The following is a 24,558-nucleotide window of genomic DNA, read 5'->3' as shown; positions in this document are numbered from 1 at the left end:
AACCCCCGTCTCAGCGGTCGGCGTCGGTGGGCGTCGACCGCTTCGACGTTCGACCGCTTCGACGTTCGGCCGCCTCGGCCAGGGCCGCCGACACCGTCGCGACCAGGCGGCGCGGATGGCGCAGTACGTCGTCCGCGGTGAACCGGAGCACTGTCCAACCGGCCATCCGTAAAGCGTTCAGCCTGGTCACGTCGTGCCGGAACTGTGCTCTCTCCCGGTGATGGTCACCGTCGTACTCGGCGATCAGGTCGGCTTCCGGCCAGGCCAGATCGGCGCGGGCCAGAAAACAGCCGGCATTGTCATGGATCTCCAACTGGGGTATCGCGGGTGGCAGCCGAGCGTCGATCAGGAGAAGCCGCAGGCGTGACTCCATCGGGGACTCGGCGCGCGGATCGGCGAACCTGATCAGATCGGCCAGCACGCTGCTTCCCGGCCAGGTGAAGCGTCGCCTGGTCATCTCCTGGACAACTTCGAGCCTGAGTACGTGAAGGTGGAGCATCGCGTCGAGAAGGGCGAGCGCGTCCGCCCTGTTCAACCGGCGGCCCAGGTCGAACGCGGTTCGCTCCGGCGTGGTCACGGGCATGCCCTCGTGGCGGGTCAGGTCGGCCGGGGTGAGCGTCGTGCGGTGCGTGACCAGGTGCGGGTGGGGGCGGAACGATCTGGCTCGGGGCAGCGCCAATGAGACTCTGCTCCCCTTGATCTCCAGGCCCCACAGGTGGGCGGCGCTCAAACCACCTATCGCTGATCCCGGCGGCAGGATCAGCGCGGCTGCCCGACACCAGGTGCGGTGGTCCAGAGGGACGTCGCGGTGGATGTAGACGTCGTGCAGGAGGCGCTGCCAAGCGGGGCTACGGAGCATCGGCCTGCTGAGGATGCCCTCCTTCACGGCGATGGAACCCCGGAACGGGCTGCTCCGGAGTTGGTCGGGGATCGTCGGCTGTCGGGGCATCGGCTCAGCGTGGCCGGTATTGCGGTGTCGTGCTGAGCGGCCTGTGGACGGGTCGGCAGTGTGGACGAGGTTGTGTTCGGGGCGTCTTTGTGCTGGATGCCGTGGCTTCCGGCGGGCTGGGGCGGCGGGTATGCCCGGCGGCCGTTGATCATCTGAACGTCAGTGGTACGTGATGCACCCTTCCCGCCGTGGGAAAGGTGCGTGGCGTGTCGCTCGGCGATCATCAGAGGCCGTGAAGGGTGCATGGCGTGCCGCTGGGCGGGTGGGGTGGGTGCGTGGCGTGCCGCTGGGCGCGGTGAAGGGTGCGTGGCGTGTCGCTGGGCGGGGTGGGGAGGGTGCGTGGCGTGCCGCTAGGCGCGTGGGTAGGGTGCGTGGCGCGCCGCTCGGCGCGGTGAAGGGTGCGTGGCGTGCCGCTCGGTGATACGGCTGAGGCAGTGGCTTAAGTCCCGTTCAGCGGACCGGCTGGTAATCGGACGTTAACCGGCTGATACGGTCGCGAAAAGTCGCCCGGACACTGGGAGTGCAGAGCTATGGGCAAGAAGGTAACCGTCGTAGGCGCCGGTTTCTACGGGTCCACGACCGCGCAGCGTCTCGCCGAGTACGACATCTTCGAGACGGTGGTTCTCACCGACATCATCGACGGCAAGCCGGCCGGTCTCGCGCTCGACATCAACCAGTCCCGGTCGATCGAGGGCTTCGAGACCAAGGTCGTCGGTGTCTCGACCGGGCCGAACGGTGAGGGCTACGAGGCCATCGAGGGCTCCGACGTCGTCGTGGTCACCGCCGGCCTTCCGCGTAAGCCGGGCATGAGCCGGATGGACCTGCTCGAGGTCAACGCCAAGATCGTGCGTCAGGTCGCGGAGAACATCGCGAAGTACGCGCCGAACGCGGTCGTCATCGTGGTCTCCAACCCGGTCGACGAGATGACCGCGCTCGCTCAGATCGCCACCCAGTTCCCGAAGAACCGGGTGTTCGGCCAGGCCGGTGTGCTCGACACCGCCCGGTTCACCAACTTCATCGCCGAGGAGCTCAACGTCCCGGTGAAGAGTGTCAAGGCGCTGACCCTCGGCTCGCACGGCGACACCATGGTTCCGGTTCCGTCGCGGTGCACCGTCGACGGCAAGCCGCTGTCCGAGCTGCTGCCGGCTGACAAGATCGAGGAGCTGGTCGTCCGGACCCGTAACGGTGGCGCCGAGGTGGTCGCGCTGCTGAAGACCGGTTCGGCCTACTATGCGCCGTCGGCCGCCGCGGCCCGCATGGCCAAGGCTGTCGCGGAGGACTCCGGCGAGGTCGTCCCGGTCTGCGCGTGGGTCGACGGGGAGTACGGGATCTCCGGCGTCTACCTGGGTGTCGAGGCCGAGCTGGGCGCCACCGGCATCCGCAAGGTCGTCGAGGACAAGCTCACCGACAGCGAGCTGGCCGGCCTGAAGGAGGCCGCCGAGGCGGTCCGCGCCAAGCAGGCGGACGTCGCTGACCTCTGAGTCTCACGCTGATTGAAGGCCGGCGCCCGAGGGGCCCCGGCCTTCAATGCTGTCAGCGACCGGCGCGGGGCAGCACCGGGCGGCGTGGGGCAGCACCGGGCGGCGCGGGGCCGCATCGAGCGGCCGGCTGGCGGAGAAGGCCGTCAGGCGGTCAGCGGCGCGCCGATCAGAGTGGCCACCACGAAGAGCACCACACCCGCGGTGGTCGGGCCCCGTGGCGCCTCCTTGACCAGCGCGAACGGCACCACCAGGAACGGAATGACCGCCGCCGCGGCGCCCCAGCGCATGCCGGTGACGAAGCCGCTGCCGCCGGCCCCGCTGATCAGGTGGACGATCGGGAAGCCCTGCATCGGGAAGAGCGCCACCATCGTCGGGGACAGAGCGACGATCACCGCGCCGAGCGCGAAGAGCCACCCTCGGGGTACGCGCCGGCGGATCAGCAGGAGCACCCAGATCAGCCCGAAGACGGCGAAGACTGCCAGCCACCCGGCGATCGCCATGGCCCGCGGGTGTCCGCCGGTGAGCCATCGCGCCCCGTCGACGAAGCCCCGTGCGGTGGTCTCCCGGACGGCGAAGAGCAGGAAGTACGTGACGCTGCCGGCCAGCCAGACGAGGGCGCCGAGCGCGATCCGCCCGAGCGACGGCCCGGGTGGCGGCGGGGCGGGTGGTGGTGGCGGGGCGAGGGCGACGCGACGGCGACGGCGCCGCTGTTGACGGCGGGCGGGCCGGCTCACGACGCTGCCAGGGTGATCGCGGCGGCCAGGGTCGCGATGAGGAACGTGCCGATCGGCGCGGCCAGCATCCAGCCCAGGGTCCGTACGCCGAAGTGGTCGCGGAGCCGCTCGCTGGCGAGCACGAACGGCACCGTGAACGAGGTGACGACCCCGCCCAGCAGTCCGTTGCGCATGCCGACCACGAACGCGTTGCCGCCCGGGCCGCTGACCGCTTCGCCGAGCCAGTAGTTGGTGCCGCCGGGGTACACGCTGAGCGTGATGGGGACGAGGAGCAGCAGGAACGCGAGGCAGTTCTTCGCCCGCCCGGATGTCAGGATGACCGTCCACAGCAGGGTGAACGGAACGATGTACAGCATCCACCCGGCGATCGCCATGACGGTCGTGGCGCCGCCGCTGAGCAGGCGGAACAGTTCGACGTACGCCATGACCGCCCACCGGCCGGTGAAGAACAACCCGATCATCAGCGCGGTCAGCGGGTACGGCGCCCAGGTGCGGTTCCGCTCCCACCAGGCATCGGAGATCATCGCACGATGCTAATGGGGCGTGACGAGCGACACGGCGACGGCGGTTCCGGGCTGTCGTTTCGCGTAGATCGTCCAGTCGCGTACCGCCGTGACGAATCTCCTGGGAAGGTAGAGGGGGTCGGACAGGACGAGGCCGCCCGGCGATCTTCGAGGGGCGGGCAGTACGCTCGTACTGCTAAGCATGTGTTTCGGGAGAGGAGCGCCGGCCGATGGCGAAAATCAAGGTCAAGAACCCGGTCGTGGAGATCGACGGCGACGAGATGACCCGGATCATCTGGAAGCAGATCCGTGAGCAGCTGATCCTGCCGTATCTCGACGTGAACCTCGAGTACTACGACCTGTCGATCCAGTACCGGGACGAGACCGACGACCAGGTGACGATCGACTCGGCCAACGCCATCAAGCGGCACGGTGTGGGCGTCAAGTGCGCCACCATCACGCCCGACGAGGCGCGGGTCGAGGAGTTCGGCCTGAAGAAGATGTGGCGTTCGCCGAACGGCACGATCCGTAACATCCTCGGCGGCGTGGTCTTCCGTGAGCCGATCATCATGAAGAACGTGCCCCGGCTGGTTCCGGGCTGGACCAAGCCGATCATCATCGGCCGTCACGCCCACGGCGACCAGTACAAGGCGACCGACTTCGTCGCGCCGAAGGCGGGCAAGTTCACCGTCAGCTTCACGCCGGAGGACGGCTCCGAGCCGATCGAGCTGGTCGTGGCCGACTTCCCGGCCGGTGGCGTCGGCCTGGCGATGTACAACTACGACGAGTCGATCCGTGACTTCGCGCGCGCCTCGTTCCGCTACGGCCTGGCCCGCAACTACCCGGTCTACCTCTCCACGAAGAACACGATCCTGAAGGCCTACGACGGGCGTTTCAAGGACCTGTTCGCGGAGATCTTCGAGACCGAGTTCGCGGACCAGTTCAAGGCGGCCGGCATCACCTACGAGCACCGGCTGATCGACGACATGGTCGCCGCCGCGCTCAAGTGGGAGGGCGGCTACGTCTGGGCCTGCAAGAACTACGACGGTGACGTGCAGTCCGACACCGTGGCCCAGGGCTTCGGCTCGCTCGGCCTGATGACCTCGGTGCTGATGACCCCGGACGGCCAGACCGTCGAGGCCGAGGCCGCCCACGGCACCGTCACCCGGCACTACCGGCAGTGGCAGAAGGGCGAGAAGACCAGCACCAACCCGATCGCCTCGATCTTCGCCTGGACCGGTGGCCTCAAGCACCGTGGCAAGCTGGACGGCACCCCCGAGGTGACCACCTTCGCCGAGACGCTGGAGAAGGTCTGCATCGAGACCGTCGAGGGCGGCCAGATGACCAAGGACCTCGCGCTGCTCATCGGCCGGGACGCCCCGTGGCTGTCGACCGACGAGTTCATGAACGCTCTCGACGAGAACCTGGCTCGCAAGCTCGGCGCCTGATCTCGTATCTCTTCTGAAGCCCGCCGGCCCGTGCCGGCGGGCTTCGTGCTTTCCGCCCGCTTCGGGACCTTGGTCCCTCCGGATCATGCCTTTACGCAGCGTGCCGATGACGGCGCGTTGCCGAAGATGGAGGTGACGAAGGGGAGTGAGATGAACGAGCTTGCGGTCGTGATCGACGACCTGGTCGGGAACGCGCAGAAGGCGCTTACCGCCTACGCGGACTTCACCCAGGAGCAGGTCGACTACATCGTCGGCAAGGCCTCGGTGGCGGCCCTGGACAAACACGGTGAGCTGGCCCGGCTGGCGGTCGACGAGACCGGCCGGGGTGTCTTCGAGGACAAGGCCGTCAAGAACATCTTCGCCTGCGAGCACGTCACGAACAGCATGGCCGGGATGAAGACGGTCGGCATCATCCACCGTGACGACATCAACGGCATCACCGAGATCGCCGACCCGGTCGGTGTGGTCTGCGCGGTCACCCCGGTCACCAACCCGACCTCGACCACGATCTTCAAGGCGTTGCTGGCGCTGAAGACCCGTAACCCGATCGTCTTCGCCTTCCACCCGAACGCCCAGACGTGCAGCGCCGAGGCCGCCCGGGTGGTCCGCGACGCGGCGATCGCGGCGGGCGCCCCGGAGAACTGCATCCAGTGGGTCGAACAGCCGTCGATCCAGGCCACCTCCGCCCTGATGAACCACCCGGGCGTCGCGACGATCCTGGCCACCGGCGGCAACGCGATGGTCCGGGCCGCCTACTCGACCGGCAAGCCGGCCCTCGGGGTCGGCGCCGGCAACGTGCCGGCCTACGTGCACCCGTCCGCCGACGTGGTCCGCGCCGCCCACGACATCGTGCTGTCGAAGACCTTCGACAACGGCATGATCTGCGCCTCCGAGCAGGCCGTCATCCTGGACAAGAAGATCGCCGGACAGGCGATCAAGGAGTTCAAGCGGCTGCACGCCTACGTCGTCACCGCGAAGGAGAAGAAGCTCCTCCAGGACTTCATCTTCCCGCCGGACGGCGAAGGCAAGGACTGCGTGGGGGAGAAGCTGAACGCCGCCGTCGTCGGCCAGTCGCCGGTGTGGATCGCCGAGCAAGCCGGCTTCAGCGTCCCCGAGGACACCTCGATCCTGCTCGCCGAGATCAGCGAGGTCGGCCCGGCCGAGCCGCTGAGCCGGGAGAAGCTGTGCCCCGTGCTGGCGCTGCTCAAGGCCGAGGACGAGGAGCAGGGCATCCGGTACGCCGAGCAGATGGTCGAGTTCCACGGGCTCGGTCACAGCGCTGTGGTGCACGCCAAGGAGGCCGGTCTGGCCGAGCGGTTCGGGCAGCGGATGAAGGCGGTCCGGATCATCTGGAACGCGCCCGCCTCACAGGGTGGCATCGGTGACATCTACAACGGTTTCCGCCCGTCGCTGACCCTCGGTTGCGGCAGTTACGGCCACACCTCGGTCTCCGACAACGTCTCCGCCCTCAACCTGCTCAACATCAAGCGCATCGGCCGTAGGACGAACAACATGCAGTGGTTCAAGGTGCCGGCGAAGATGTACTTCGAGCCGCACGCCATCCGTTACTTCCGGGACATGCCCGAGGTCAGCCGGGTCACCATCGTCACCGACCACACCATGACCAAGCTCGGGTACGTGGACCGGATCAGCAACGTGCTGCGGGAGCGCCCGGAGCCGGTGACCATCCAGATCATCGACGGGGTCGAGCCGGAGCCCAGCATCGAGACCGTCCGTACCGGCGCCGCCTTGATGCGGTCCTTCCGCCCGGACACCATCATCGCGCTCGGCGGCGGCTCGCCGATGGACGCGGCGAAGGTGATGTGGCTGCTCTACGAGCACCCGGACGTCGACTTCGCGGACATGAAGGAGAAGTTCTTCGACGTCCGCAAGCGGGCCTTCAAGTTCCCGACCCTGGGCAACCTGGCCAAGCTGGTCTGCGTGCCGACCACCTCCGGCACCGGCGCCGAGGTCACCCCGTTCGCGGTGATCACCGACACCGCCACCGGGCAGAAGTACCCGCTGGCCGACTACGCGCTCACCCCGAGCGTGGCGATCATCGACCCGCACCTCACCAAGGACCTGCCGCCGGTCGTCACCGCGGACAGCGGCTTCGACGCGCTGACCCACGCCACCGAGGCGTACGTGTCGGTCTACGCCAGCGACTTCACCGACGGCCTGGCGCTGCACGCGATCAAGCTGATCTTCCAGAACCTGGAGCGTGCCGTGAAGCAGGGCGGGGACGACCCGCTGGCCCGGGAGAAGATGCACAACGCCGGGACCATCGCCGGCATGTCGTTCGGCAACGCCTTCCTCGGCATCGTGCACGCCATGGCCCACACGCTGGGCGCCAGTTTCCACGTGGCGCACGGCCGGACCAACGCGATCCTGCTGCCGCACGTGATCCGGCACAACGGCAGCGTGCCGGCGAAGCTCAACAGCTGGCCGAAGTACGAGCGCTACATCGCCCCGGAGCGCTTCCAGGAGATCGCCCGGCACCTCGGCCTCCCCGCCGAGACTCCCGAGCAGGGCGTGGAGTCGTACGCCCGGGCCGTCGAGAAGTTGCGGGACGCCGTCGGGATCCCGCCGTCGTTCAAGGGCGCCGGGGTGGACGAGCAGGAGTTCCTGGCCGCGCTGCCGCAGCAGGCGATGAACGCCTACCTCGACCAGTGCGCGCCGGCCAACCCGCGGATGCCGATGCTGGAGGACATGAAGCGGATCATGCGGAACGCCTACTACGGGGAGTGACCCCGAGGTGACATGAGTCGTTGACATGGATGGGGAGGCCTTGTCCCGGGCCTCCCCATCGTCGTGTCAGATGTCGCGCAGCCGCTGAGCCGCGGCCTCCGGGACGATGTCGTTGACGAAGGCGCCCATCGCCGACTCCGACCCGGCCAGGAACTTCAGCTTGTCCGCGGCGCGCCGGATGCTGAACAGCTGCAGGTGAAGATAGCCCAGGTCACGGCCCTCGCCGGTGACCGCCTGGTGCCACGCCGAGATGTACGGCATCGGCTTGCCGAACAGGCCGTCGAACCGGCGCAGCACGTCGAGGTAGAGCGGGCCGAACGCGTCGCGCTCGGCGTCGCTGAGCGCGGGCAGGTCCGGCAGCTGCCGGTGCGGGGCCAGGTGCACCTCGAACGGCCAGCGCGCGGCGGCCGGCACGTAGGCCGTCCAGTGCTCGTTGGACGCGATCACCCGTACCTTCGCGTCCTGCTCGGCGGCGAGAACGTCGGCGTACAGATTGCGCCCGGTCTTCTCGAAATGCCGCGCAGCGGCCCGGAGGTAGGCGGCGGTCTTCGGCGTCACCGTCGGGTAGGCGTAGATCTGCCCGTGCGGGTGGTGCAGTGTCACACCGATCTCGACGCCCCGGTTCTCGAACGGGAACACCTGCGCCACTTCCGGCAGGGCGGACAGCTCGGCGGTCCGGTCGGCGAGAGCGTCCACGACGGTACGCACCCGCGACGCCGGCAGCGAGCCGAAGGCGCTGTTGTGATCGCTGGTGAAGCAGACGACCTCGCACCGGCCGTGCCCGGGACGCACCGGCACCAGATCGGTGACCTGGGTGATCTCGTCCGGGACGATCCGGTCGGAGAACGACGGGAACTGGTTCTCAAAAACCACCACGTCGTAGTCGGGCGCCGGGATCTCGCTGGCGAACCGCTCGTTCGTCGGGCACAGCGGGCACGCGTCCGACGGCGGCAGGAAGGTCCGCGTGTTGCGGTGCGCGGCGACCGCGATCCACTCGTCGGTCAGCGGGTCGTAGCGCAACTGCGACGCCGGCGGAGGCGGCGGCAACTGGCGGGTGTCGGCAAACGACGAACGGCTGCTGCCGGGGGATTCGTCGAAGTAGATCAGCTCACGGCCGTCGGAGAGACGGACGCTCGAGCGGGTCGGGGTCACTGGGGGTTCACCACCACGAGTTCAGGGACGGTTTCCGACAGCAGGGCGCGGGCGTCGTCGTCCAGCCCGTCGTCGGTGATCAGGACGTGCGCGCGGGACAGCGGCACGATCGAGGAGATGCCCACGGTGCCCCACTTGGTGTGGTCGGCGAGCACGACCAGGCGCTCGGCCGCCTCCACCAGCGCCCGGTTGACATCCGCCTCCATCAGGTTGGGTGTCGTGTAGCCGGCGCGCTCGCTCATCCCGTGCACCCCGAGGAAGAGCATGTCCAGGTGCAGCGTGCCGACGGCGGCGACCGCCACCGGACCGACGAGGGCATCCGAGGGGGTACGGGTACCGCCGGTCAGCACCACGGTCTGGTCCGGCCGGCCGGCCCGGTAGAACACGTCGGCGACCGGGATCGAATTCGTCACCACGGTCAGCGCAGGGACGTCGACCAGGCGCTGGGCCAGCTCCGCGGTCGTGGTGCCGGCCGACAGCGCGATCGCGTCACCGGGCGAGACGAGGGCCGCGGCCCGCTGGGCGATCGCCGCCTTCTCCCCGCGCTCACGCACCGATTTCGCGGTGAAGCCGGGCTCGTGCGCGGAACCGGGACTGACGGTGGTCGCGCCGCCATGTACCTTCGCCAGCAGCCCACGCTCGGCGAGCGCCTCGAGGTCGCGCCGGATCGTCATGTCGGACACGCTGAACTCGGTGGCCAGCTCGGTGACCCGGACGCCCCCGGCAGCGCGCACCCGATCGAGGATCGCCGCCTGTCTCTGCTGCGCCAACATCAGTTGGACCGCACTATTTCGAACACACTCGAACAGTACCGCGTGATCGGGTGCGTGCGAAAGGGTGAGTTCAGATACCCCGGCCACGCTTGTGCAGCGCTGAAACGACGTTCTCCACCTTGACCGCTCCGGTCATCGCCGCCAAGGCGATCGCCGCACGAGGTTCCCGCCAATTCGCTCGCACCGCCTCCCGGGTGTACCGCCAGGCGGCGCTCCGGTTGCCGGACGCCGCCGACCAGCACGCCAGCTGACCGTAGACCCGGGCCGCTCCGGTACGACAGCCGCTGATCTCCGGATGCCGCTGCATCATCCAGCGCAGCGACGAGATCTTAGTGGCGTACTCGTACGCGTAGTGCGAGGTCCGGCCCCACAGCACCCGGACCAGCGGCTCGTCCAGATGAACGATCGGCGCGCGGCGGGCCGCCCTGAGCAGAAGATCCCAATCCTCGTTCTGGCTGCCCGGCGCGTCCTCGGCGACCAGCCCGATCCGCTCCGGATCCAGCGCCTCCCGCCGGATCAGGAACGACGACGAGTGCAGCATCGCCATCCGCGACCGGGCCAGGTCGCCGACCGTCACCCGGGCCTGCTCGGCCAGCCGCGCCGTGCACCGGCCCTCGTACTCCACCTCGATCGCACACGTGGCGAACTCGGCCTCCGCCTCGGCCAGCAGCGCCGCCACCTGACGGCGCAACTTGTCGGGCAGCCACTGGTCGTCGTCGTCGCAGAACGCCATCAGCTCGGTGTCCAGCGCCAGCAGGCCGGTGTTGCGCGCGCCGGCCAGGCCCGGGGTGCGCCAGTTCGTCAGCACCAGCACCGGTACGCCGTCCGTCGACGCCAGCAGGTAGTCCGGCTCGGTCTGGTCGTACACCACCACGATCTTCAGCTCGCCCGGATAGCGCTGGGCGCGGACCGCGGCGATCGAGCGGCGCACCAGCTCGGGACGGTTCCGGGTGGGGATCACGACCCCTACCGACGGCCAGTTCATCACGCCTCCGAAGCGATGGAGATCGGGTAGCCGTACGCCCGCAGCAGTGGCCCGCAGACCGCCCCCACCAGCCGTCGCTGCGCGCGGGGCAGCGCCGACACCCAGGCGTCGTCCCGGCGCAACGGCAACCGGCCCACGGTGAACCGCATCGGATTGCCCGCCGCGCTGTGCCCGGCCCGCAGATCCGCGTGCCCCTTGCGCAGGAAGTCCAGGTCCTCCGGACGCACCGGGGCGCCGGCGAAGTCGGCCAGCCGGATCAGGCCGGCCCGCGGGTCGGCGAGGAACTCCTCGTAGCGGATCCGGCGCACCGGCACGCCACGCCGGGCCAGCAGGCCGAACGCGGCATTGTGCGCGTTCCACAGCAGCGCCGAGCGTCCCGGGGAGTAGCGGGTCATCTGGTCCACGCCGTCGGTCTCCGGCCGGGCCACCGTCTTGGTCCACGAGTAGGCCACCCCGCGGGCGTCCCGGACCACGTGCACCACCTTCAGGTCGACGTCGGCCGCCCAGCGCAGCACGTGAGCCAGCGCCGAGTGCTTGGACGAGTCGATCACCACGCTCGCGCCGGCGGCCTCGGCGGCCGCGTGGTAGACCCGGGCGTAGTAGGAGGCGTACTCGCGCACCTCGTCGGAGGCGGTGGTGGCCGAGGCCAGGCGCGGGATGTGCCGGGTCCGCTCGACCGCGTCGCGGAGGGCGTGCACCCGGTCGACGTCCACATTCGACCAGCCGTTGAAGGCCAGCTCGCCGACGCGTCTCCAGAAGTCGCAGCCGGAGAACCGGTGGCCGCAGCCGCAGCGCTCGTCGTCCCGGACGTCACGTTGCCAGAGGTGCACGACCTCACCGAGGGCGCATATCCCGGGCAGCTCACCGAGCAGGCGTTCAACGAGTGTTGTCCCGCTTCGTCCGAATCCGCCCAGAAACAGCACTTGTGCCACTTTGGCCCGCCTTTGCTCGTTTCGCTCTGGTAACGAGTGAAGCAGCAAAAAGGAGGCGTCAGGTGACTATCGAGGCTTTCGAGCGTGTGCAGCTCGACGGCACGGGCATCGACCGCATCACCGAGGACGAGGTCGTCGCCGTGGTCCGGGAGGCGCTCGCACACGGGCGAGGCGGCCGGATCATCACCCCGAACGTCGACATCCTGCGCCGCGCCGCCGCCGACCCGGCCGTCCGCCGCCACCTCGACGACGCCGACCTGATCGTCGCCGACGGCATGCCGCTCGTCTGGGCGAGCCGCCTCGGCGGCGTGCCGCTGCCGGAACGCGTCGCCGGCAGCAGCCTGATCTGGTCCCTCTCCGAGGGCCTCGGCCGCGATGCCCGCTCCGTCTTCGTCGTCGGCGGCACCCCGGCGAGCCTCGTCGCTTCGAAGGCCGCCCGCGGCGCCGGACCGGATGGCGCGGGGGGCACTCTGGCGAGCGTCGTCGCGACGAGGACCGCCCGCAACGCCGGACCGGATGGCGCGGCCCGCGCCGGTGCCCGGCTCGCGGAGACGTTCCCCGGCCTGCGGATCGCCGGCACCCTCAGCCCGGATTACGGGTTCGAGGAGGACGAGGCCGCCTACGCCGGTTTCTGCGCCACGATCGTCGCCGCCCGGCCCGACCTGGTCTTCGTCGGCCTCGGCTTCCCCAAGCAGGAGGTCGTCATCGAACGGCTCCGGCCCGAGCTGCCGGGAACCTGGTTCGTCGGCTGCGGCGCCGCTGTCAACTTCGTCGCGGGCGACGTCGGGCGCGCTCCCCGCTGGATGCAGCGCACCGGCCTGGAGTGGGCACACCGCCTCGGCGTCGAGCCTCGTCGCCTGGCCGGCCGATACCTCCGCCACGACGCCCCCTACGCTCTCCGGCTCCTGGCCCGGGGCCTCTCACACTCGGGTCTGCGGTCGTCGCCCGCCGCAGCGCCGGCGGAGGACCGCGAGCCCTCGCTCAGACGCCTCTCGGCACCCTCATGACCGCGCTGCGGCAAAGGGCGCGTCATGGCCGCGCTGTGGCAAAGGGCGCGTCATGGCCGCGCTGTGGCAAAGGGCGCGTCATGGCCGCGCTGTGGCAAAGGGCGCGTCATGGCCGCGCTGTGGCAAGGGCGCGTGATGACCGCGCTGCGGCAAGGACCCTTCATGATCGCGCTGCCGGGAAGGGCGCGCGTCATGGCCGTGCTGCCGGGAGGGCGCCTCATGATCGCGCTGCCGGGACGGGCGCGCGTCATGGCCGCGCTGCCGGGAGGGCGCGCCTCATGGCAGCGCTGCCGGGGAGGGCGCGTCGCGGTCGGTGGGATGCGGGTGGGCGAGGAACCGCAGCACCGGCAGCGGCGCACGCACCAGGCTCGGTGGTGGCGCCGCGGCCTCGGCGACGGGGGAGTGGAAGCGGGCCGCGGGAAGCGGCGATCGGGCCGGGCCGGGGCCGGTGGCGCGGCCGTCCGCGACGGGGGCGGGGGCGGTGGCGCGGCCGTCGGCGACGGGGGCGGTGGTGAACAGAAGGGCCGGGATGGTCATGTCAGTCCTCACGGTTGCTTCCTTCGCCGCCGGGTGACGGCGGCGGGGTGAATCGCGAACGGGAGCGGCCGGACCGGGCCGCCCGATGGCGCTGGGCCCGCCGCTCGTGAGCGCCGGGAATGCCGCGGAACGTGCCGCAGCGACCCACCCGGGCGGGTGGGACGCCGATCGTCGGCTGCGGGTAGTCGAGAGCGTCGTAGCCGCTCTGCCAGGGGAAGCTGCCGGCCGGATCGGGCCACGCGAGCTGCAGCAGCCGCACCCGGTCGTCGCCGTAACGCATCAGCGCCGCGCCCGGGAACAGAGTCTCCGTGATCCGCCCGGCCACGACCCGGACCGCCTGCCCGTCGAGGAGGCCGCGCAGGCGGTGCCCGTGGCGCAGCAGCAGCCCCTCGTCGCAGACCCGCCCGGCCACCTCGTTGAGCAGCACGTGACCGGTCTCGGGTGGCAGGCCGGCGATGGTGAGCTCGGGAAACCCGTAACCGGTGAGGCCCACGGTATACGCGAACGGCACCGTGTCGGGAGGGTCGTCCTCGGTGGGCACGACATGCACGACGGCCCAGCCGAACTTTTCGATGATCTCGCTCTGCTCGTCGAAGAAGTCGTCGAGGTAGGACACCGCGGACACCCCCGTTGGGCTCGGCCTGGCTGACTGAGCCCCACTATGGAACACACGTACGACATTTTTCGGAGCTGGTTAACCGTACGCTCGTACTGTTAAGGTCTGTTCATGGGCTTTCGCATCGACGACCTGCATCATGTGCAACTGCTGATCCCGCCCGACGGTGAGGGCGCAGCCCGAGGCTTCTACAGCGGTGTCCTCGGCATGGCCGAGATCGTCAAGCCGCCGGTGCTGGCCGCGCGGGGTGGCTGCTGGTTCCGCGGGGGTGGCTGGGAGGTGCACCTGTCACCGGTGCCGGATTTCGCGCCGGCCCGCAAGGCGCATCCGGGCGTGCTGATCAGCGGGCTGGACGCGCTGGCCGCGACGCTGGAGGCCGCCGGTCACCCGGTCGAGTGGGACCCCCACTTCCCGGGCCACCGGCGACTCTACTCGGCCGACGCCCACGGCAACCGGCTCGAGTTCCTGGAGAAAATCAGGGATTGAAGTACGGGTCCTGCACCAGCCGCTGAAAGGCCCGGAAGGCCCGCTCGTCCCCGGTGAGCTGGAACTGCTGGTTGGGCCCGTTGCCCTCGGGATCCGACTCGAAGTAGGCGACGGCCTTGATCTGCCGGTTCGCCTTGAAGGTCCGCTCGGCGTCCTTGAGCCAGGCGGCCCGCGACTCCGAGCCCCACGCCTTCGCCACGCCGAACTCGCCGATCACGATCGGTTTCGGCCGCTGGGCGGCCCAGTCGAGGAAGGGCCCCATCAGCGTCCCGATCGGCTGGAAGTCGAAGCCGGCGTAGACGTCGACGCAGGTCCAGTCGACCTGGTCGTCGCCGGGGTAGAAGGCCGGCGCGTCGCCGCGGATGAAACCCTCCGCGGTCGGGCACCACACCCAGGACACGTTGTCGGCCCGCTCCTCGCGGAACATCTTGCGGACGTACCGCCAGGCCGCGATGAAGTCCTCACCGGACCACATGGTGGCCTGGAGATTGGGCCGGTCCATCTCCCAGCGCATCCGCAGCAGCACCGGCTTGCGGATCTTCCGGATCGCGGTGGCCTGCTTGCGGATCAGGTCGTCGTGCTCACCGGCCAGGATGGACCGGTTGTCCCCGGTCGCCCAGCTGATCATGAGCGAGTCGCCGTCGGCCAGGAACGCCTGGTCCGAGGGGGTGCCCATCATCTGGTCGAACCGCCGGTACGTGTTGATGAAGTCGAGCCGCCGGCCCATCGACCGTTCCAGCTCGCCGACCGCTGTGAGCCGCCCCACATGGGTCAGCTCGTCCGGCTTGATCCACGCCCCGAAGTAGGCGCCCTTCGACGGCGGCTCGAACGGCCCGGCCTCGAACGGTCCGGGATTGACGGCCACGGCGCGCGGCGGGGCGGACAGATCGGGGGAGGGCGGCGGGGGCGGCGGCTCCTCGCTGCCGCACCCGCTCAGCAACAGGACGACGAGGACGGACAGCAGCCGCTTACCCATGGATCCGCCGGGCCGTGTAGAGGACGTTCACCGCATACCCGTCGCTGCCCGGCAGCCACCGTGCCGCCGAGTCCGCGAGCCGTGCCATCCGGTTGTCGTGCAGCGACGGGGTGAGCATGGAGAATCCGCGCCGCTCCACGATCTCGAACCCGTGCCGCTCCAGCAACTGCTCCACCTGGGCGTGTGACAGCTCGGCGAACCAGCGTTCCCCGTCGTGCCGGCGGGCCCGCAGGTGCCGTACCGATCCGGCGTTGCCGTGGTTCTCCACCACGAGCAGCCCGGATCCACGATGCGGCAGCACCTTGGCGGCGAAGGCGAGGGCGCGGTCCCGGACGCCCTCGTGCACGTTGAGCAGCAGCCGGAAGATCGTGACGATCGCCGGGAAGCCGGCCGCCACCGGCTGCGGCACGGGACCGTCGCCGGCCACCCGGTGCCAGTAGGCGCGTGACCCCACCTCGGCCGCCTTCGTCATCATCTCGGCCGACGTGTCGTACCCGTGCGCCTCCCGGACCAGGCCGTGCAGCGCGCGGATCGCCCGCCCGGTGCCGCAGGCGAAGTCGTGCTGCACCGGCGGGTGCTCGACGAACTCGCGGCGCACCAGCGCCCGCAGGTACTCACGCTGCCGTTCGTTGATCCGCGACGCGTAGCTGTCCGGGGCATACGTCACGGTCTCGTACTTCTCGACCGCCTCGGTGTCCTGGAACACCTCGGTGTAGTCGCTGGTCAACTCTTCCTCCTGAATGCGCCGAGCATCAACGGGCCGCGGAGCAGCCACGCTCCCGCGGCATAGGCCGGGACGGCGGCCACCACAGCCGCCGGGACGAGAACGACGAAGCCGAAGCACCCGATCGCCAGCGCGGCCGCGCCGAGGGTGCCGGCCCCGAAGGGGTGCAGCCGGGTGCCGCGGTAGACCTGCGCGAGCGGCAGCAGGTTGTTGACCAGCATGGCCCCGGCCAGGCCGGCCGCCGCGCCGATCGCGCCCCAGCAGGGGATCAGCAGCACGTCGAGACCGACCGTGACGGCCAGCGCGATCAGCACGTTGGCGAGGTTCGCCGAGGTGCGGCCGGCCATCGCGAGCACCATGTCGACCATGCCGCAGCCGGTCGCCACCAGCATCGTGGCGGCCAGCACCAGCACCACCGGCACGCCGGCCGCGTACCCCTCGCCGAACAGCCGCAGATAGCGGGGCGCGAACGCGATCACCAGCAGGCAGATCGGCCAGGTCACGAGCACCAGCCAGCCGGTCGCGATCTGGTAGAGCCGCTTGGCGGCCGCGCGGTCACCGGTGCTCAGCGCCTCGGCGAGCCGCGGCTGCACCGACTGCGACAGCCCCTGATTGGCGAACTGGATCAGCACCACGAAACGTCCGGCCACCGCGTAGACAGCGGCCGGCGCCAGCCCGCCCAGGGCCGCTACGAGCAGCACGTCCACCCGTTGCAGGGCCAGCTGCGCGACCGCGGCCACCGCCCGCGGAGCGGTGAAGATCCAGAAATCCCGGCGCAGCCGCCGTCGTTCGGTCCGGGTGATCTCGGCGCGGACCAACCCTTTGCGGTACGCCGTACGCGCCGCGAATCCAGCGAGGATCACGACCGGCAGATAGGGCACGGCCCAGGCGAACGCGAAGACCGGCAGCGACGCGGCCGCCCCCATCGCCGCCACACCGGCCGCCCCTACGGCGAGCAGTTGCAGCGCGCTGCGCAGGATCCGGTCCAGCAGCACGGTCGGCCGCATGCTGCGGTAGCCACGTGTCACGGTGAGCAGCACGTCGGTGAGCGCCTGGAGCGGGACGAAGACGGCCAGGACCCGCAGGCCGGCGGTGTGCTCGGCGATCACGTGCGGGGTCTGGCCGGCGGTGAGGCGGGCGATCCACGGCGCGGCCACCCACATCGCCGCCGCCAGGAGCACCGAGAACACCACGACCGGCGGCAGACCGGCCCGCAGGCACGCGCCGAGCAGATGATCCCGTCCGGTGGCGCGCAGCCGGGCCGGCCAGTAGACCAGCCCGGTGTGTGTGCCGAGCTTCGCCAGCCCGCCGGCCAGCACGAACGCAGCGGTGGCGGCGAAGAGGGCGCCGGCCTCCTCGGGGCCGAGGACCCGCGCCACGATCCAGGTGACCGCCACCCCGGCGCCGCCGGCCAGCGCGGAGCCGGCCATGTTGGCCAGTCCGCCCCGGGCCGCGCCCCGGGCCGTCCCGGCCGGCTCCGGATGGGTGGCGGTGGTCGTCACGCGCGGCGCCAGACCGGGGTGTGCCCCAGCCAGCCGGCCAGCGCCTCGTCGTGCGGCCGGTAGTAGTCGCGCAGGTCACGGCGCAGCCCCGGATCCATGTCGGACTGGCGCGGGCGGGCGTTGTGCTGTTCGAACCGCGGGTGCTCCAGACCGGACGGCAGCCCGAGGAAACGGCACACCTCGTCGTAGACCTCGGCCGGCTCGCTGAAGAACCGCTCGCTCTCCACCACGTGCAGCCGCTCCCGCCCGACGTGTTGTGCCATCACGCTCAGGTAGCGGGCGTACTCGCCGCGGGCCCGGTAGGCGTGATGCTGGTGGGCGAAGCTGTAGTAGGCCGGGTCGAGGGCGAGGCGGCTCTCCTCCCGGTGCACGCGGGCCGGCTCCAGGGTGAGCGCCGCCCCGAAGTCCGTCTCGGACTCGTAACCGCGGGCCACCTCGTGATGGTGCTGGGAGTAGGCACGCTCCACCGGGTCGCGGACCAGGACCACCAGCTTGGCGTACGGCAGGTCGCTCGCGATCCGGGCGGCCGCCTGCGGGTGGTACATGTAGTACGGGCTGGACTCGAAGGTCTGCGCGCGCACCCCGTACTTCTCGGCCACCCGTTCCGCGCTGCGCAGGGTCGGGAAGTGCCCGCGGTACCACTCCGGCCCCCGCCGGTAGGACGTGTCGAAGTAGTGCACGCCCTTGTGCAGCACCGCCTTGAGCACCACCGGGTGCGCGGCCAGCGCCCGGTAGAGCGACGTGGTCCCGCAGCGCTGCCCGCCGCAGATCAGGAAGGAGGGCAGCATCCGCCGCTCGGCGGTGAGCCGCCCGTAGGACCGGGAGCCGAGGTGCACGACCCGTTTCACCGGCGCCGGAAGGTTGCGAACATGCATGGTTACAGCTCCTCCACGCGCCGGATCAGCACCGGCAACAGCCAGGTCCCGAGCACGCCGAGCCGGGCGCCCGCCTCGGCCTGCTTGTCGGTCAGGTAACGGACGGCCAGGTCGATCAGGTAGAGCAGGGCGGTGATCTCCCGGGCCACCGGCGCCACCCCGAACGGGGCGAGCAGCTCGTCGGCCCGTCGTACGCAGCCCTCGACGGCGGCCCGGGCGTCGCCGGTGGACTGGATGCGCCGCTGCAGCTCGTGGTGGACGGCGTCGAAGCCGAGCGGCACCCCGGTGGCGAACCGTTCCCAGTCCCAGACGAGCAGCGTGTCGGCGAGGTTCGCCATGTTCCACGGGGCCCAGTCACCGTGCCACGCGCCGTACCGCAGCGTGGTCTCGCCGCTGTGCGCGGCCAGCACGTCGACGGCGGCGGCCAGCCCGGCGCCCTCCGGCCGGTCCGCGACCGCGGCCAGCCGTCCGCGCAGCTCGTGCCAGTACCCGCTGCCGGTCAGCGGCCCGGTGGTGATCCCGCAGCAGCCGGCGATGTCGACCATCGCGGCGGTCAGGCGCCGGGCGGTCAGCGGAGCCCGCGGCTGCCAGACCGGCAGCGCCGACTGGACCAGCACCTGCATGCCCCGCCACGTCCCGGCGTGCAGCACCCGTGGCACGGTCAGTTTGCTCAGCCCGCTGCCGGCGAGCGCGGTGAGCGCCGCCGTCTCCGCCTTGACCAGGGCGCGGGTCAGCGGCCCGGTGCCCAGCTTGCCGAAGGCGAAGGTGACGCCGTCCGGGCTGAGCAGTTGCAGCACGGGCTTGCGGTTGGCCCGCGCCGGGCCGATGTGCAGGCTCACCGCCAGATCGCGGCGCAGCGCGTCACTCAGGTACCCGTCGATGCCGGCCGACACCGGTCCGGTGACCCGGATCCGGTCGCGGAAGAACAGGCCGCTGGCCCGGGTGTGCACGGCCGCGACCACGGCGTCACGTTTGAGCCGGGCCATCCGCGACTGCGGCTCCGCGTAGCGGCGGACGGCGGCCGCGGCGACCGTGGGGGAGAGCGTCGGGACCAGCAGGCGTGGCCGGTTCCGGTTCGGGACCACCAGATACTCGGCGACGAGCGGGCCGGGCGTCCCGTCCGTCCGGCACGGCTCCGGATAGAGCAGGCCGAGCACCTCGGCGAGGTACTGCGTCCGGAGAGCCGCGTCCCCGGCGGTCAGCTCCGCGGGCGCCGTTTTGACCGGGCTCAATTATCGTTCCCCTCCGTCGGAATTGCGCCAGAGCAGCGCATATGCCAGAACCATGAAGGCCAGAGGGGTGACCAGCGAGTTGTACCAGAGCATCGCGGAGAACGAGGTGACCAGCGCGGCGCTCCCGGCGATCCCGATCGGGCTCCGGTCGCGGCGGAAGCGCCACAGGCCGTACGCGAAGAAGCCGAGATAGCCGATCGTGCCGACCGCGCCGTGTGCGTAGATCAGCTGCCAGAGCTGCCCGTTGCCGCCGACGGTGAAGTTGCCGCAGTGCTCGCAGCCGGCGCTCTCGCCCACCGTGATCGAGTTGCGCCCGCCGAGGGTGTTGCGGGTGCCGCCGTATCCGATCACCGGCGATCCGGTGAACCCGTCGAGCGCCTTGTCGATGAGGAACGAGCGGACCCCGTTGGACTTCCCGTTGTCCAGCCGGGCCTCCACGGTGGCGCCGAGCGGGGTGGCGACCATCGCCAGGGTCAGCGCGGCCGCCGCCAGCGGCAGGGCCGCCAGGATCCACAGCCGGCCGGCCAGCAGGTGCCGGAACGCCACGTAGACGACGAGCAGGCCGACGCCGATCCACAGTCCACGGTTCAGCGACGCGACCGCCGGGATCACCGAGACGGCCAGGCAGAGCACGGCCAGCAGCTTCCGCCCGGCGCCGCGCGTCCACCAGGCGGCCACCACGAGCCACGGCGCGAGCAGGCAGAAGTTGTTGCCCCAGGTGTTCGTGTAGCCCCACGGCGCGGCGGGACGCGGCTTCTCCCCACCGACCAGGTCCATGATCTGTGCGGCGTACGGGTGCACCAGCGACCGGACGAACCCCTTGCTGCGCACCCCAGCCGGCAGCAGCCACTCCACCGGCGACGTGAACTCGAAGGTCCCGGCCACCATGCCGAGCAGCCCACCCGCCACGGTCAGCACGAACATCCCGGCGAGCAGGCGCACCAGCCGGCGACGGGACAGCTCGGCCTCGGTCAGGTTGCCGGCGTAGACCAGCAGAACGGTCAGGGACACGTACATCGCCAGCTTGTAGACGACCGCGAGGAGCCGCTCCGTCGCGCGTTCCGGAACCGTGCCGGCCGGATCCGCGCCCAGCGCGGCGATGCTCGCCACCACCGCGATCAGGAAGACCGCCCACCAGGCGAAGCCGGGCGGCAGCCGCAGCGTGCGGCCCGCCGCACGCCGGCGCACCAGCAGGAACAGCATCACCGCCGCGGTCATCGGGAAGATCAGCACACCCAGGCCGAGCGCCCACCACAGCGGGTAGAGCAGCAGGGTGCCGGCCACCGGCCAGGACGGCAGCGAGCGGTTCTTGGTGGTACGCGGAGCGGGCCCGGCGTGCGCTGCCGCCGCGACCGCCGTCACGTGTCGTCGCCCTCCGCGGCGCCCGTGCCGGCCAGCTCACCGGCCGTGACGGACTCGTCGTCCTCCTCGCCGCCCGGCCTTTGCCGACCGGCGTAGGACAGTTGCTGGGTCGGACCGTCCGGCACGTCCTCGTCGATCGTCTCGTCCGGCATCTCGTCCGGCACCGGCAGCGTCACCGCGGGCGCCGTCAGGTCGCCCGGCTGCATGGCGGGCAGCCGCGGCATGACCACCGTGCCGAGCAGCTTCGTGCCGACCCGGCGCAGCTGCTCGGTGGCGTCCACCAGGGCCGGCCGCTTCGAGCGGCGCAGCTCGACCGCGAGGATCGCCGCGTCGGCCAGGCTGGCCAGGCTCTGCGCGTCGGCGCTGCTGCTCGTCGACGGCGCCTCGATCACCACGTACCCGCTCTGCCCGCGCAGCGTCTGCAGGGTGTCCTTGAGCCGCTGGGACTGCATCAGCCCGGCCGCGGTGGCCGCGCCCCCGGTGGTGATCAGCCGCAGCGAGGGGATCCGCGGCGTGCGCTGCAGGGCGCCGGCCAGGCCGACCCGGCCGGCCAGCAGGTCGGAGAGGCCGGGCGTGGCCGAGACCCCGAACATGCGGGCCAGCGGCGCGGCGTCGACCACGCTGTCCGGCAGGTGCGCGCCGATCAGGACCACGTCGCTTCCGGTCCGGGCCAGCGCCGCCGCCAGGTTCGCCGCGACGAGCGTGCTGGCCGAGCCCCGGTTGGTCCCGGTGACCACGATGACCTGATCGCCGTCGGACAGCGACGCGAGCACCTCGTTGCGCAGGCGGTTGAAGACCCGGCCGCCCGGCCCGTACGGCTGGACCACGTCGTCGAAGTGCGGTGTGCTGCGCTCGTCCAGGGCCGCCAGCACCGGAACCCGCCCCCGGTCGCGGACGTCGTTCGGCGTGACCAGCCGCCGGTCGAACCGTTCCCGCAGGTAGGCCAGACCCAGCCCGAGCAGGAGCCCGAGCATGCCGCCGGTGCCGATGTTGAGCCACGCGTTGGGGCTCGTCGGCTCCTCCGGCAGGCGCGAGTCGCTGATGATGCTGCCGCCGCCGACCATCGTGGTGGTCAGCTCGTTGAGCCGCCCGGTCAGCGAGTTCAGCTGGTTCTGCGAGTTGTTGCGCAGGCTCTGCAGGTTGCCCTCGGACGAGCTGCCCTTGGCGGCCGTCGCGAGTTTGGCGTTGATCCCGGCGAGCATCGTGGTCAGCTGCCGGACCTTGAGGTTCAGCGAGCGGATGCGCTTGTCCAGCTGGGCGCGGGCGGTCTCCTCACGGTTGCGCAGGTACGCCTCGGCGAACGCGTGGGATCCGGCCTGCGCCGCCCGCGGATCGTCCGCCTTGAAGGTGATCACCAGAACCGTGGTGTTCGCCGGCACCTGCACCGACACCGACTTGGCCAGCTCGATCGGCGACACGGAGCTGCGCAGCAGCGTGGCCGCCTTGACCGCGACCGCCCCGGAGCCGACCAGCTGGGCCTCGGTGTCCAGGTTGACGGTGCCCTTGGTCCGGCCGCCCTCCGCGTTGGTGTCCTGGCTGACCGACTCGACGAGCACCGAGGCGGACGACTCGTACACCTTCGGCACGGCCTGTGTCAGAACCGCGCCGCCACCGAGGCCGGCACCCGTGGCCACCAGGGCGATCCACCAGTGGCGGCGGAACGCACCGAGGTAGTGCGAGAGATCGGACGAGGGGCGAGACGATTCCATCAGTCTTCGGCGGCCCTTCCGGGAAGAGAGTGTCGATTTGGGCGTTTCGCCCCGAAGGGCTAACGTCGCACTCCCGCCGCAAGTGATGGGCTCAGCCCAGTTTGGGCTCCACCCAACCGTTCTCCACCAGGTATCCGAGGACCATCTCGACCGCTTCCGGAACGGTCATCGTGGTGGTGTCGATGGTCAGCTCGGCGTCGACCGGCTCCTCGTAGGGGTCGTCGATGCCGGTCATCCCGCGCAGCTGCCCGGCCCGCGCCCGCGCGTAGAGCCCCTTGCGGTCGCGGCTCTCGCACACCTCCAGCGGCGTGGCCACGTGCACCAGCACGAACCCGGCGCCGGCCTCGACCGCCATCCGCCGGGCCGCCGCGCGGGCCGCCTCGTAAGGCGCGATCGGGCAGGCCACCGCCATGCCCCGGTGCCGGCCCACCTCGGCCGCGACCCAGCCGATCCGCCGCACGTTACGGTCCCGGTCGGCCTTGCTGAAGCCCAGGCCGGCGGTCAGCTCGCGGCGCACCACGTCACCGTCGAGCAGGGTGATGGTGCGATCCCCGTTCTCCCGCATGGCGTCGGCCAGGTTGCGGGCGATCGTCGACTTGCCCGAGCCGGACAGGCCGGTGAAGAAGACCACCAGGCCGCGGTGCCGGCGCGGCGGGCGCACCCGGGACAGCTCCCGGGCCACCGCCGGTGGGGTGTGCCACTCCGGCAGCGGGAAACCCCGGTCCAGCAGGTCGTCGATCTCGGCGGGGGTCATCGCGAGGCGGCGGTTGCGCGGCGGGATGTCGTCGCGCCAGCGCCACTGCCCGTCCCGGTTGTCGTAGGCCAGCTCACGCGGCACCAGCACGCGCAGGCCCGCGCCGGACAGGGTGTCGCCGGTGGACAGCACGTGGCTCACCCCGTAGGCGGCCGCCACCCGGGCCCGCAGCAGCGCGTCGCGCATCTCGTCGCCGCGGGTCAGCACCGGCACCGCGACCACCGTCGCCGGAGGCATCCGGTCGCGGGCCGCGAAGATCGAGCGGACCAGCGCTTCCGGCGGCAGTCCGTCCGGGCCCGGCCCGCTCACCGGGATCAAGATCAAGAGATGAGCCGCAAGGGTACGGGCGGCGTGCGCGATCTGCGCCAGTTGCGGCCGGTGCAGTGGCCGGTCGGCGATCACGCCCAGCACCCGGCCCGGCGGGATCAGGGCCCGGACCTCCTCCGGGGTGCGCCGCAGCCGCTGGAACGGGCCGTGCCCGCCGTCGCCCATCCGCCGCACCGGCCCGCCGATGCCGAACCTGTTCTCCCCGGTCTGCCAGACGTCGGTGACCTCGATCGCGGCGACCGGCGCGCCCTCCATGTCGGTCAGCACCAGCGTGCGGCGGCCCGGGTCGGCCGGGTCCAGCGCGGACGCCACCTCCCCGGGGATCTCGCAGGTCACCGGGACCGGCCATGGGGTGCCGTCGGCGAGCCGGCCGGTGCGCCCGAGCGCGTCCAGGTCGGAGCGCCCCAGGAACCCGCTCAGCGGAGCGTAGGCCCCGGAGAGCAGAAGCTCGAGGTCGGCCAGCTCATAGGGGCGCGGGGTGAAGGAGGGCGCGTCCCGGAGAACGTCCTCGGGTAGTACCGAACCATTCACTTCGTATCCCCCTGAAGCTGTTTGGGGGACAGTTTCCCAGGCGGCGTCGACCCGGTCGAGTCGGGATCTCAGTCCAATCCCGATCTTTCCCCGGTACGGATGAAAGCTGCTAAAACACCTTTTAGGTTTAAATCCTGATGTTACTGGACATTGCGTCGTGATCCTTTGATACTCGGCCCTTGTGAGAAAGACCCTGCACCTCGTTGCGCTGACCA

22 protein-coding genes are annotated in these 24,558 nt (G+C 70.9%); 5 read left to right on the top strand and 17 right to left on the bottom strand.

The annotated features are described in order from the left end of the window. Positions 1 to 10 precede the first annotated feature (10 nt). A complete protein-coding gene (locus BM290_RS26810; protein ID WP_093618666.1) occupies positions 11 to 949 on the bottom strand; it encodes a DUF559 domain-containing protein in 939 nt (312 codons plus the stop codon). 530 nt (positions 950 to 1,479) lie between these two features. Between BM290_RS26810 and mdh the strand changes: the two genes are divergently transcribed. Continuing rightward, complete coding sequence (gene mdh, locus BM290_RS26805) at positions 1,480 to 2,430, top strand: malate dehydrogenase (RefSeq protein ID WP_093618665.1); 951 nt, start codon at positions 1,480 to 1,482, stop codon at positions 2,428 to 2,430. A 143-nt stretch (positions 2,431 to 2,573) separates the two neighbouring features. Here the strand turns inward: mdh and BM290_RS26800 are convergent, their stop codons facing one another. Beyond that, positions 2,574 to 3,164, bottom strand: coding sequence for a hypothetical protein (locus tag BM290_RS26800; RefSeq protein WP_093618664.1), 591 nt, complete (start codon positions 3,162 to 3,164; stop codon positions 2,574 to 2,576). Continuing rightward, positions 3,161 to 3,688: a hypothetical protein gene (locus BM290_RS26795; protein ID WP_093618663.1), complete on the bottom strand. Its 528-nt coding sequence runs from the start codon at positions 3,686 to 3,688 to the stop codon at positions 3,161 to 3,163. Before BM290_RS26795 ends, BM290_RS26800 begins: the two co-directional genes overlap by 4 nt. 209 nt (positions 3,689 to 3,897) lie before the next feature. On the opposite strand from BM290_RS26795, the gene BM290_RS26790 reads away from it, so the two are divergent. Both BM290_RS26790 and adhE read left to right on the top strand, forming a co-directional pair. Next, positions 3,898 to 5,115, top strand: coding sequence for an NADP-dependent isocitrate dehydrogenase (locus BM290_RS26790; protein WP_093618662.1), 1,218 nt, complete (start codon positions 3,898 to 3,900; stop codon positions 5,113 to 5,115). A gap of 150 nt (positions 5,116 to 5,265) precedes the next feature. Beyond that, positions 5,266 to 7,863 (top strand): bifunctional acetaldehyde-CoA/alcohol dehydrogenase, encoded by a 2,598-nt coding sequence (gene adhE, locus BM290_RS26785; RefSeq protein ID WP_275413303.1) that lies wholly within the window; start codon positions 5,266 to 5,268, stop codon positions 7,861 to 7,863. Between the two features lie 66 nt (positions 7,864 to 7,929). On the opposite strand, the gene galT is transcribed toward adhE, so the two are convergent. The 4 genes from galT to BM290_RS26765 form a co-directional block, all read right to left on the bottom strand. Further along, positions 7,930 to 9,015 (bottom strand): galactose-1-phosphate uridylyltransferase, encoded by a 1,086-nt coding sequence (gene galT, locus BM290_RS26780; protein ID WP_093618660.1) that lies wholly within the window; start codon positions 9,013 to 9,015, stop codon positions 7,930 to 7,932. After that, complete coding sequence (locus BM290_RS26775) at positions 9,012 to 9,788, bottom strand: DeoR/GlpR family DNA-binding transcription regulator (RefSeq protein WP_093618659.1); 777 nt, start codon at positions 9,786 to 9,788, stop codon at positions 9,012 to 9,014. Before BM290_RS26775 ends, galT begins: the two co-directional genes overlap by 4 nt. Before the next feature lie 70 nt (positions 9,789 to 9,858). Continuing rightward, complete coding sequence (locus BM290_RS26770) at positions 9,859 to 10,773, bottom strand: glycosyltransferase family 2 protein (RefSeq protein ID WP_093618658.1); 915 nt, start codon at positions 10,771 to 10,773, stop codon at positions 9,859 to 9,861. Further along, on the bottom strand, positions 10,773 to 11,705 hold the full coding sequence (locus tag BM290_RS26765) for a sulfotransferase (RefSeq protein ID WP_093618657.1): 933 nt from the start codon (positions 11,703 to 11,705) through the stop codon (positions 10,773 to 10,775). Before BM290_RS26765 ends, BM290_RS26770 begins: the two co-directional genes overlap by 1 nt. Positions 11,706 to 11,767: 62 nt before the next feature. Between BM290_RS26765 and BM290_RS26760 the strand changes: the two genes are divergently transcribed. Next, positions 11,768 to 12,712 carry a WecB/TagA/CpsF family glycosyltransferase gene (locus BM290_RS26760; RefSeq protein WP_093618656.1) on the top strand — a complete coding sequence of 315 codons (945 nt, stop codon included), beginning with the start codon at positions 11,768 to 11,770 and terminating at the stop codon, positions 12,710 to 12,712. Between the two features lie 276 nt (positions 12,713 to 12,988). Here BM290_RS26760 and BM290_RS26755 read toward each other — a convergent pair whose 3' ends face one another. Both BM290_RS26755 and BM290_RS26750 read right to left on the bottom strand, forming a co-directional pair. Further along, entirely contained in the window at positions 12,989 to 13,261 is a 273-nt protein-coding gene (locus tag BM290_RS26755; RefSeq protein WP_143133981.1) for a hypothetical protein, read from the bottom strand. Continuing rightward, positions 13,251 to 13,865, bottom strand: a complete 615-nt coding sequence (locus tag BM290_RS26750) for a DUF4262 domain-containing protein (RefSeq protein ID WP_093618913.1) — start codon at positions 13,863 to 13,865, stop codon at positions 13,251 to 13,253. Before BM290_RS26750 ends, BM290_RS26755 begins: the two co-directional genes overlap by 11 nt. Before the next feature lie 111 nt (positions 13,866 to 13,976). Between BM290_RS26750 and BM290_RS26745 the strand changes: the two genes are divergently transcribed. After that, positions 13,977 to 14,351, top strand: a complete 375-nt coding sequence (locus tag BM290_RS26745; protein ID WP_093618654.1) for a VOC family protein — start codon at positions 13,977 to 13,979, stop codon at positions 14,349 to 14,351. Here the strand turns inward: BM290_RS26745 and BM290_RS26740 are convergent. From BM290_RS26740 to cysC, 8 genes are all read right to left on the bottom strand, one after another. Further along, positions 14,341 to 15,327, bottom strand: coding sequence for a glycoside hydrolase family 26 protein (locus tag BM290_RS26740; protein ID WP_093618653.1), 987 nt, complete (start codon positions 15,325 to 15,327; stop codon positions 14,341 to 14,343). The two genes, BM290_RS26745 and BM290_RS26740, sit on opposite strands and share 11 nt — an antisense overlap. Continuing rightward, positions 15,320 to 16,054, bottom strand: a complete 735-nt coding sequence (locus tag BM290_RS26735; RefSeq protein WP_093618652.1) for a class I SAM-dependent methyltransferase — start codon at positions 16,052 to 16,054, stop codon at positions 15,320 to 15,322. Before BM290_RS26735 ends, BM290_RS26740 begins: the two co-directional genes overlap by 8 nt. After that, positions 16,051 to 17,553 (bottom strand): lipopolysaccharide biosynthesis protein, encoded by a 1,503-nt coding sequence (locus tag BM290_RS26730; protein WP_239143714.1) that lies wholly within the window; start codon positions 17,551 to 17,553, stop codon positions 16,051 to 16,053. The genes BM290_RS26735 and BM290_RS26730 overlap by 4 nt, the downstream gene beginning before the upstream one ends. Continuing rightward, positions 17,550 to 18,428 (bottom strand): sulfotransferase domain-containing protein, encoded by an 879-nt coding sequence (locus BM290_RS26725; RefSeq protein ID WP_093618651.1) that lies wholly within the window; start codon positions 18,426 to 18,428, stop codon positions 17,550 to 17,552. The genes BM290_RS26730 and BM290_RS26725 overlap by 4 nt, the downstream gene beginning before the upstream one ends. Before the next feature lie 2 nt (positions 18,429 to 18,430). Continuing rightward, a complete protein-coding gene (locus tag BM290_RS26720) occupies positions 18,431 to 19,660 on the bottom strand; it encodes a phosphotransferase (protein ID WP_093618650.1) in 1,230 nt (409 codons plus the stop codon). Further along, a complete protein-coding gene (locus BM290_RS26715; protein WP_093618649.1) occupies positions 19,661 to 21,022 on the bottom strand; it encodes a hypothetical protein in 1,362 nt (453 codons plus the stop codon). Next, the gene (locus BM290_RS26710) at positions 21,019 to 22,731 is read right to left on the bottom strand and encodes a Wzz/FepE/Etk N-terminal domain-containing protein (RefSeq protein ID WP_093618648.1); all 1,713 of its coding nucleotides are present in this window, start codon (positions 22,729 to 22,731) and stop codon (positions 21,019 to 21,021) included. The genes BM290_RS26715 and BM290_RS26710 overlap by 4 nt, the downstream gene beginning before the upstream one ends. A gap of 91 nt (positions 22,732 to 22,822) precedes the next feature. Further along, positions 22,823 to 24,343, bottom strand: coding sequence for an adenylyl-sulfate kinase (gene cysC / locus BM290_RS26705; RefSeq protein ID WP_093618647.1), 1,521 nt, complete (start codon positions 24,341 to 24,343; stop codon positions 22,823 to 22,825). Positions 24,344 to 24,558 lie beyond the last annotated feature (215 nt).

It is taken from the genome of Actinoplanes philippinensis (assembly GCF_900113015.1).
GTDB classification, from domain to species: Bacteria; Actinomycetota; Actinomycetes; order Mycobacteriales; family Micromonosporaceae; genus Actinoplanes; species Actinoplanes philippinensis.
Note: the sequence above shows the minus strand (reverse complement) of the source record. Positions and strands in the feature narration are given on the sequence as shown.

Bases quoted from the DNA above. Each gene is read 5' to 3' on its own strand.
- BM290_RS26810 (WP_093618666.1), bottom strand. From the start codon at position 949: ATGCCCCGACAGCCGACGATCCCCGACCAACTCCGGAGCAGCCCGTTC.
- mdh (WP_093618665.1), top strand. From the start codon at position 1,480: ATGGGCAAGAAGGTAACCGTCGTAGGCGCCGGTTTCTACGGGTCCACG.
- BM290_RS26795 (WP_093618663.1), bottom strand. From the start codon at position 3,688: ATGATCTCCGATGCCTGGTGGGAGCGGAACCGCACCTGGGCGCCGTAC.
- BM290_RS26790 (WP_093618662.1), top strand. From the start codon at position 3,898: ATGGCGAAAATCAAGGTCAAGAACCCGGTCGTGGAGATCGACGGCGAC.
- adhE (WP_275413303.1), top strand. From the start codon at position 5,266: ATGAACGAGCTTGCGGTCGTGATCGACGACCTGGTCGGGAACGCGCAG.
- BM290_RS26775 (WP_093618659.1), bottom strand. From the start codon at position 9,788: ATGTTGGCGCAGCAGAGACAGGCGGCGATCCTCGATCGGGTGCGCGCT.
- BM290_RS26770 (WP_093618658.1), bottom strand. From the start codon at position 10,773: ATGAACTGGCCGTCGGTAGGGGTCGTGATCCCCACCCGGAACCGTCCC.
- BM290_RS26745 (WP_093618654.1), top strand. From the start codon at position 13,977: ATGGGCTTTCGCATCGACGACCTGCATCATGTGCAACTGCTGATCCCG.
- BM290_RS26740 (WP_093618653.1), bottom strand. From the start codon at position 15,327: ATGGGTAAGCGGCTGCTGTCCGTCCTCGTCGTCCTGTTGCTGAGCGGG.
- BM290_RS26725 (WP_093618651.1), bottom strand. From the start codon at position 18,428: ATGCATGTTCGCAACCTTCCGGCGCCGGTGAAACGGGTCGTGCACCTC.
- BM290_RS26710 (WP_093618648.1), bottom strand. From the start codon at position 22,731: ATGGAATCGTCTCGCCCCTCGTCCGATCTCTCGCACTACCTCGGTGCG.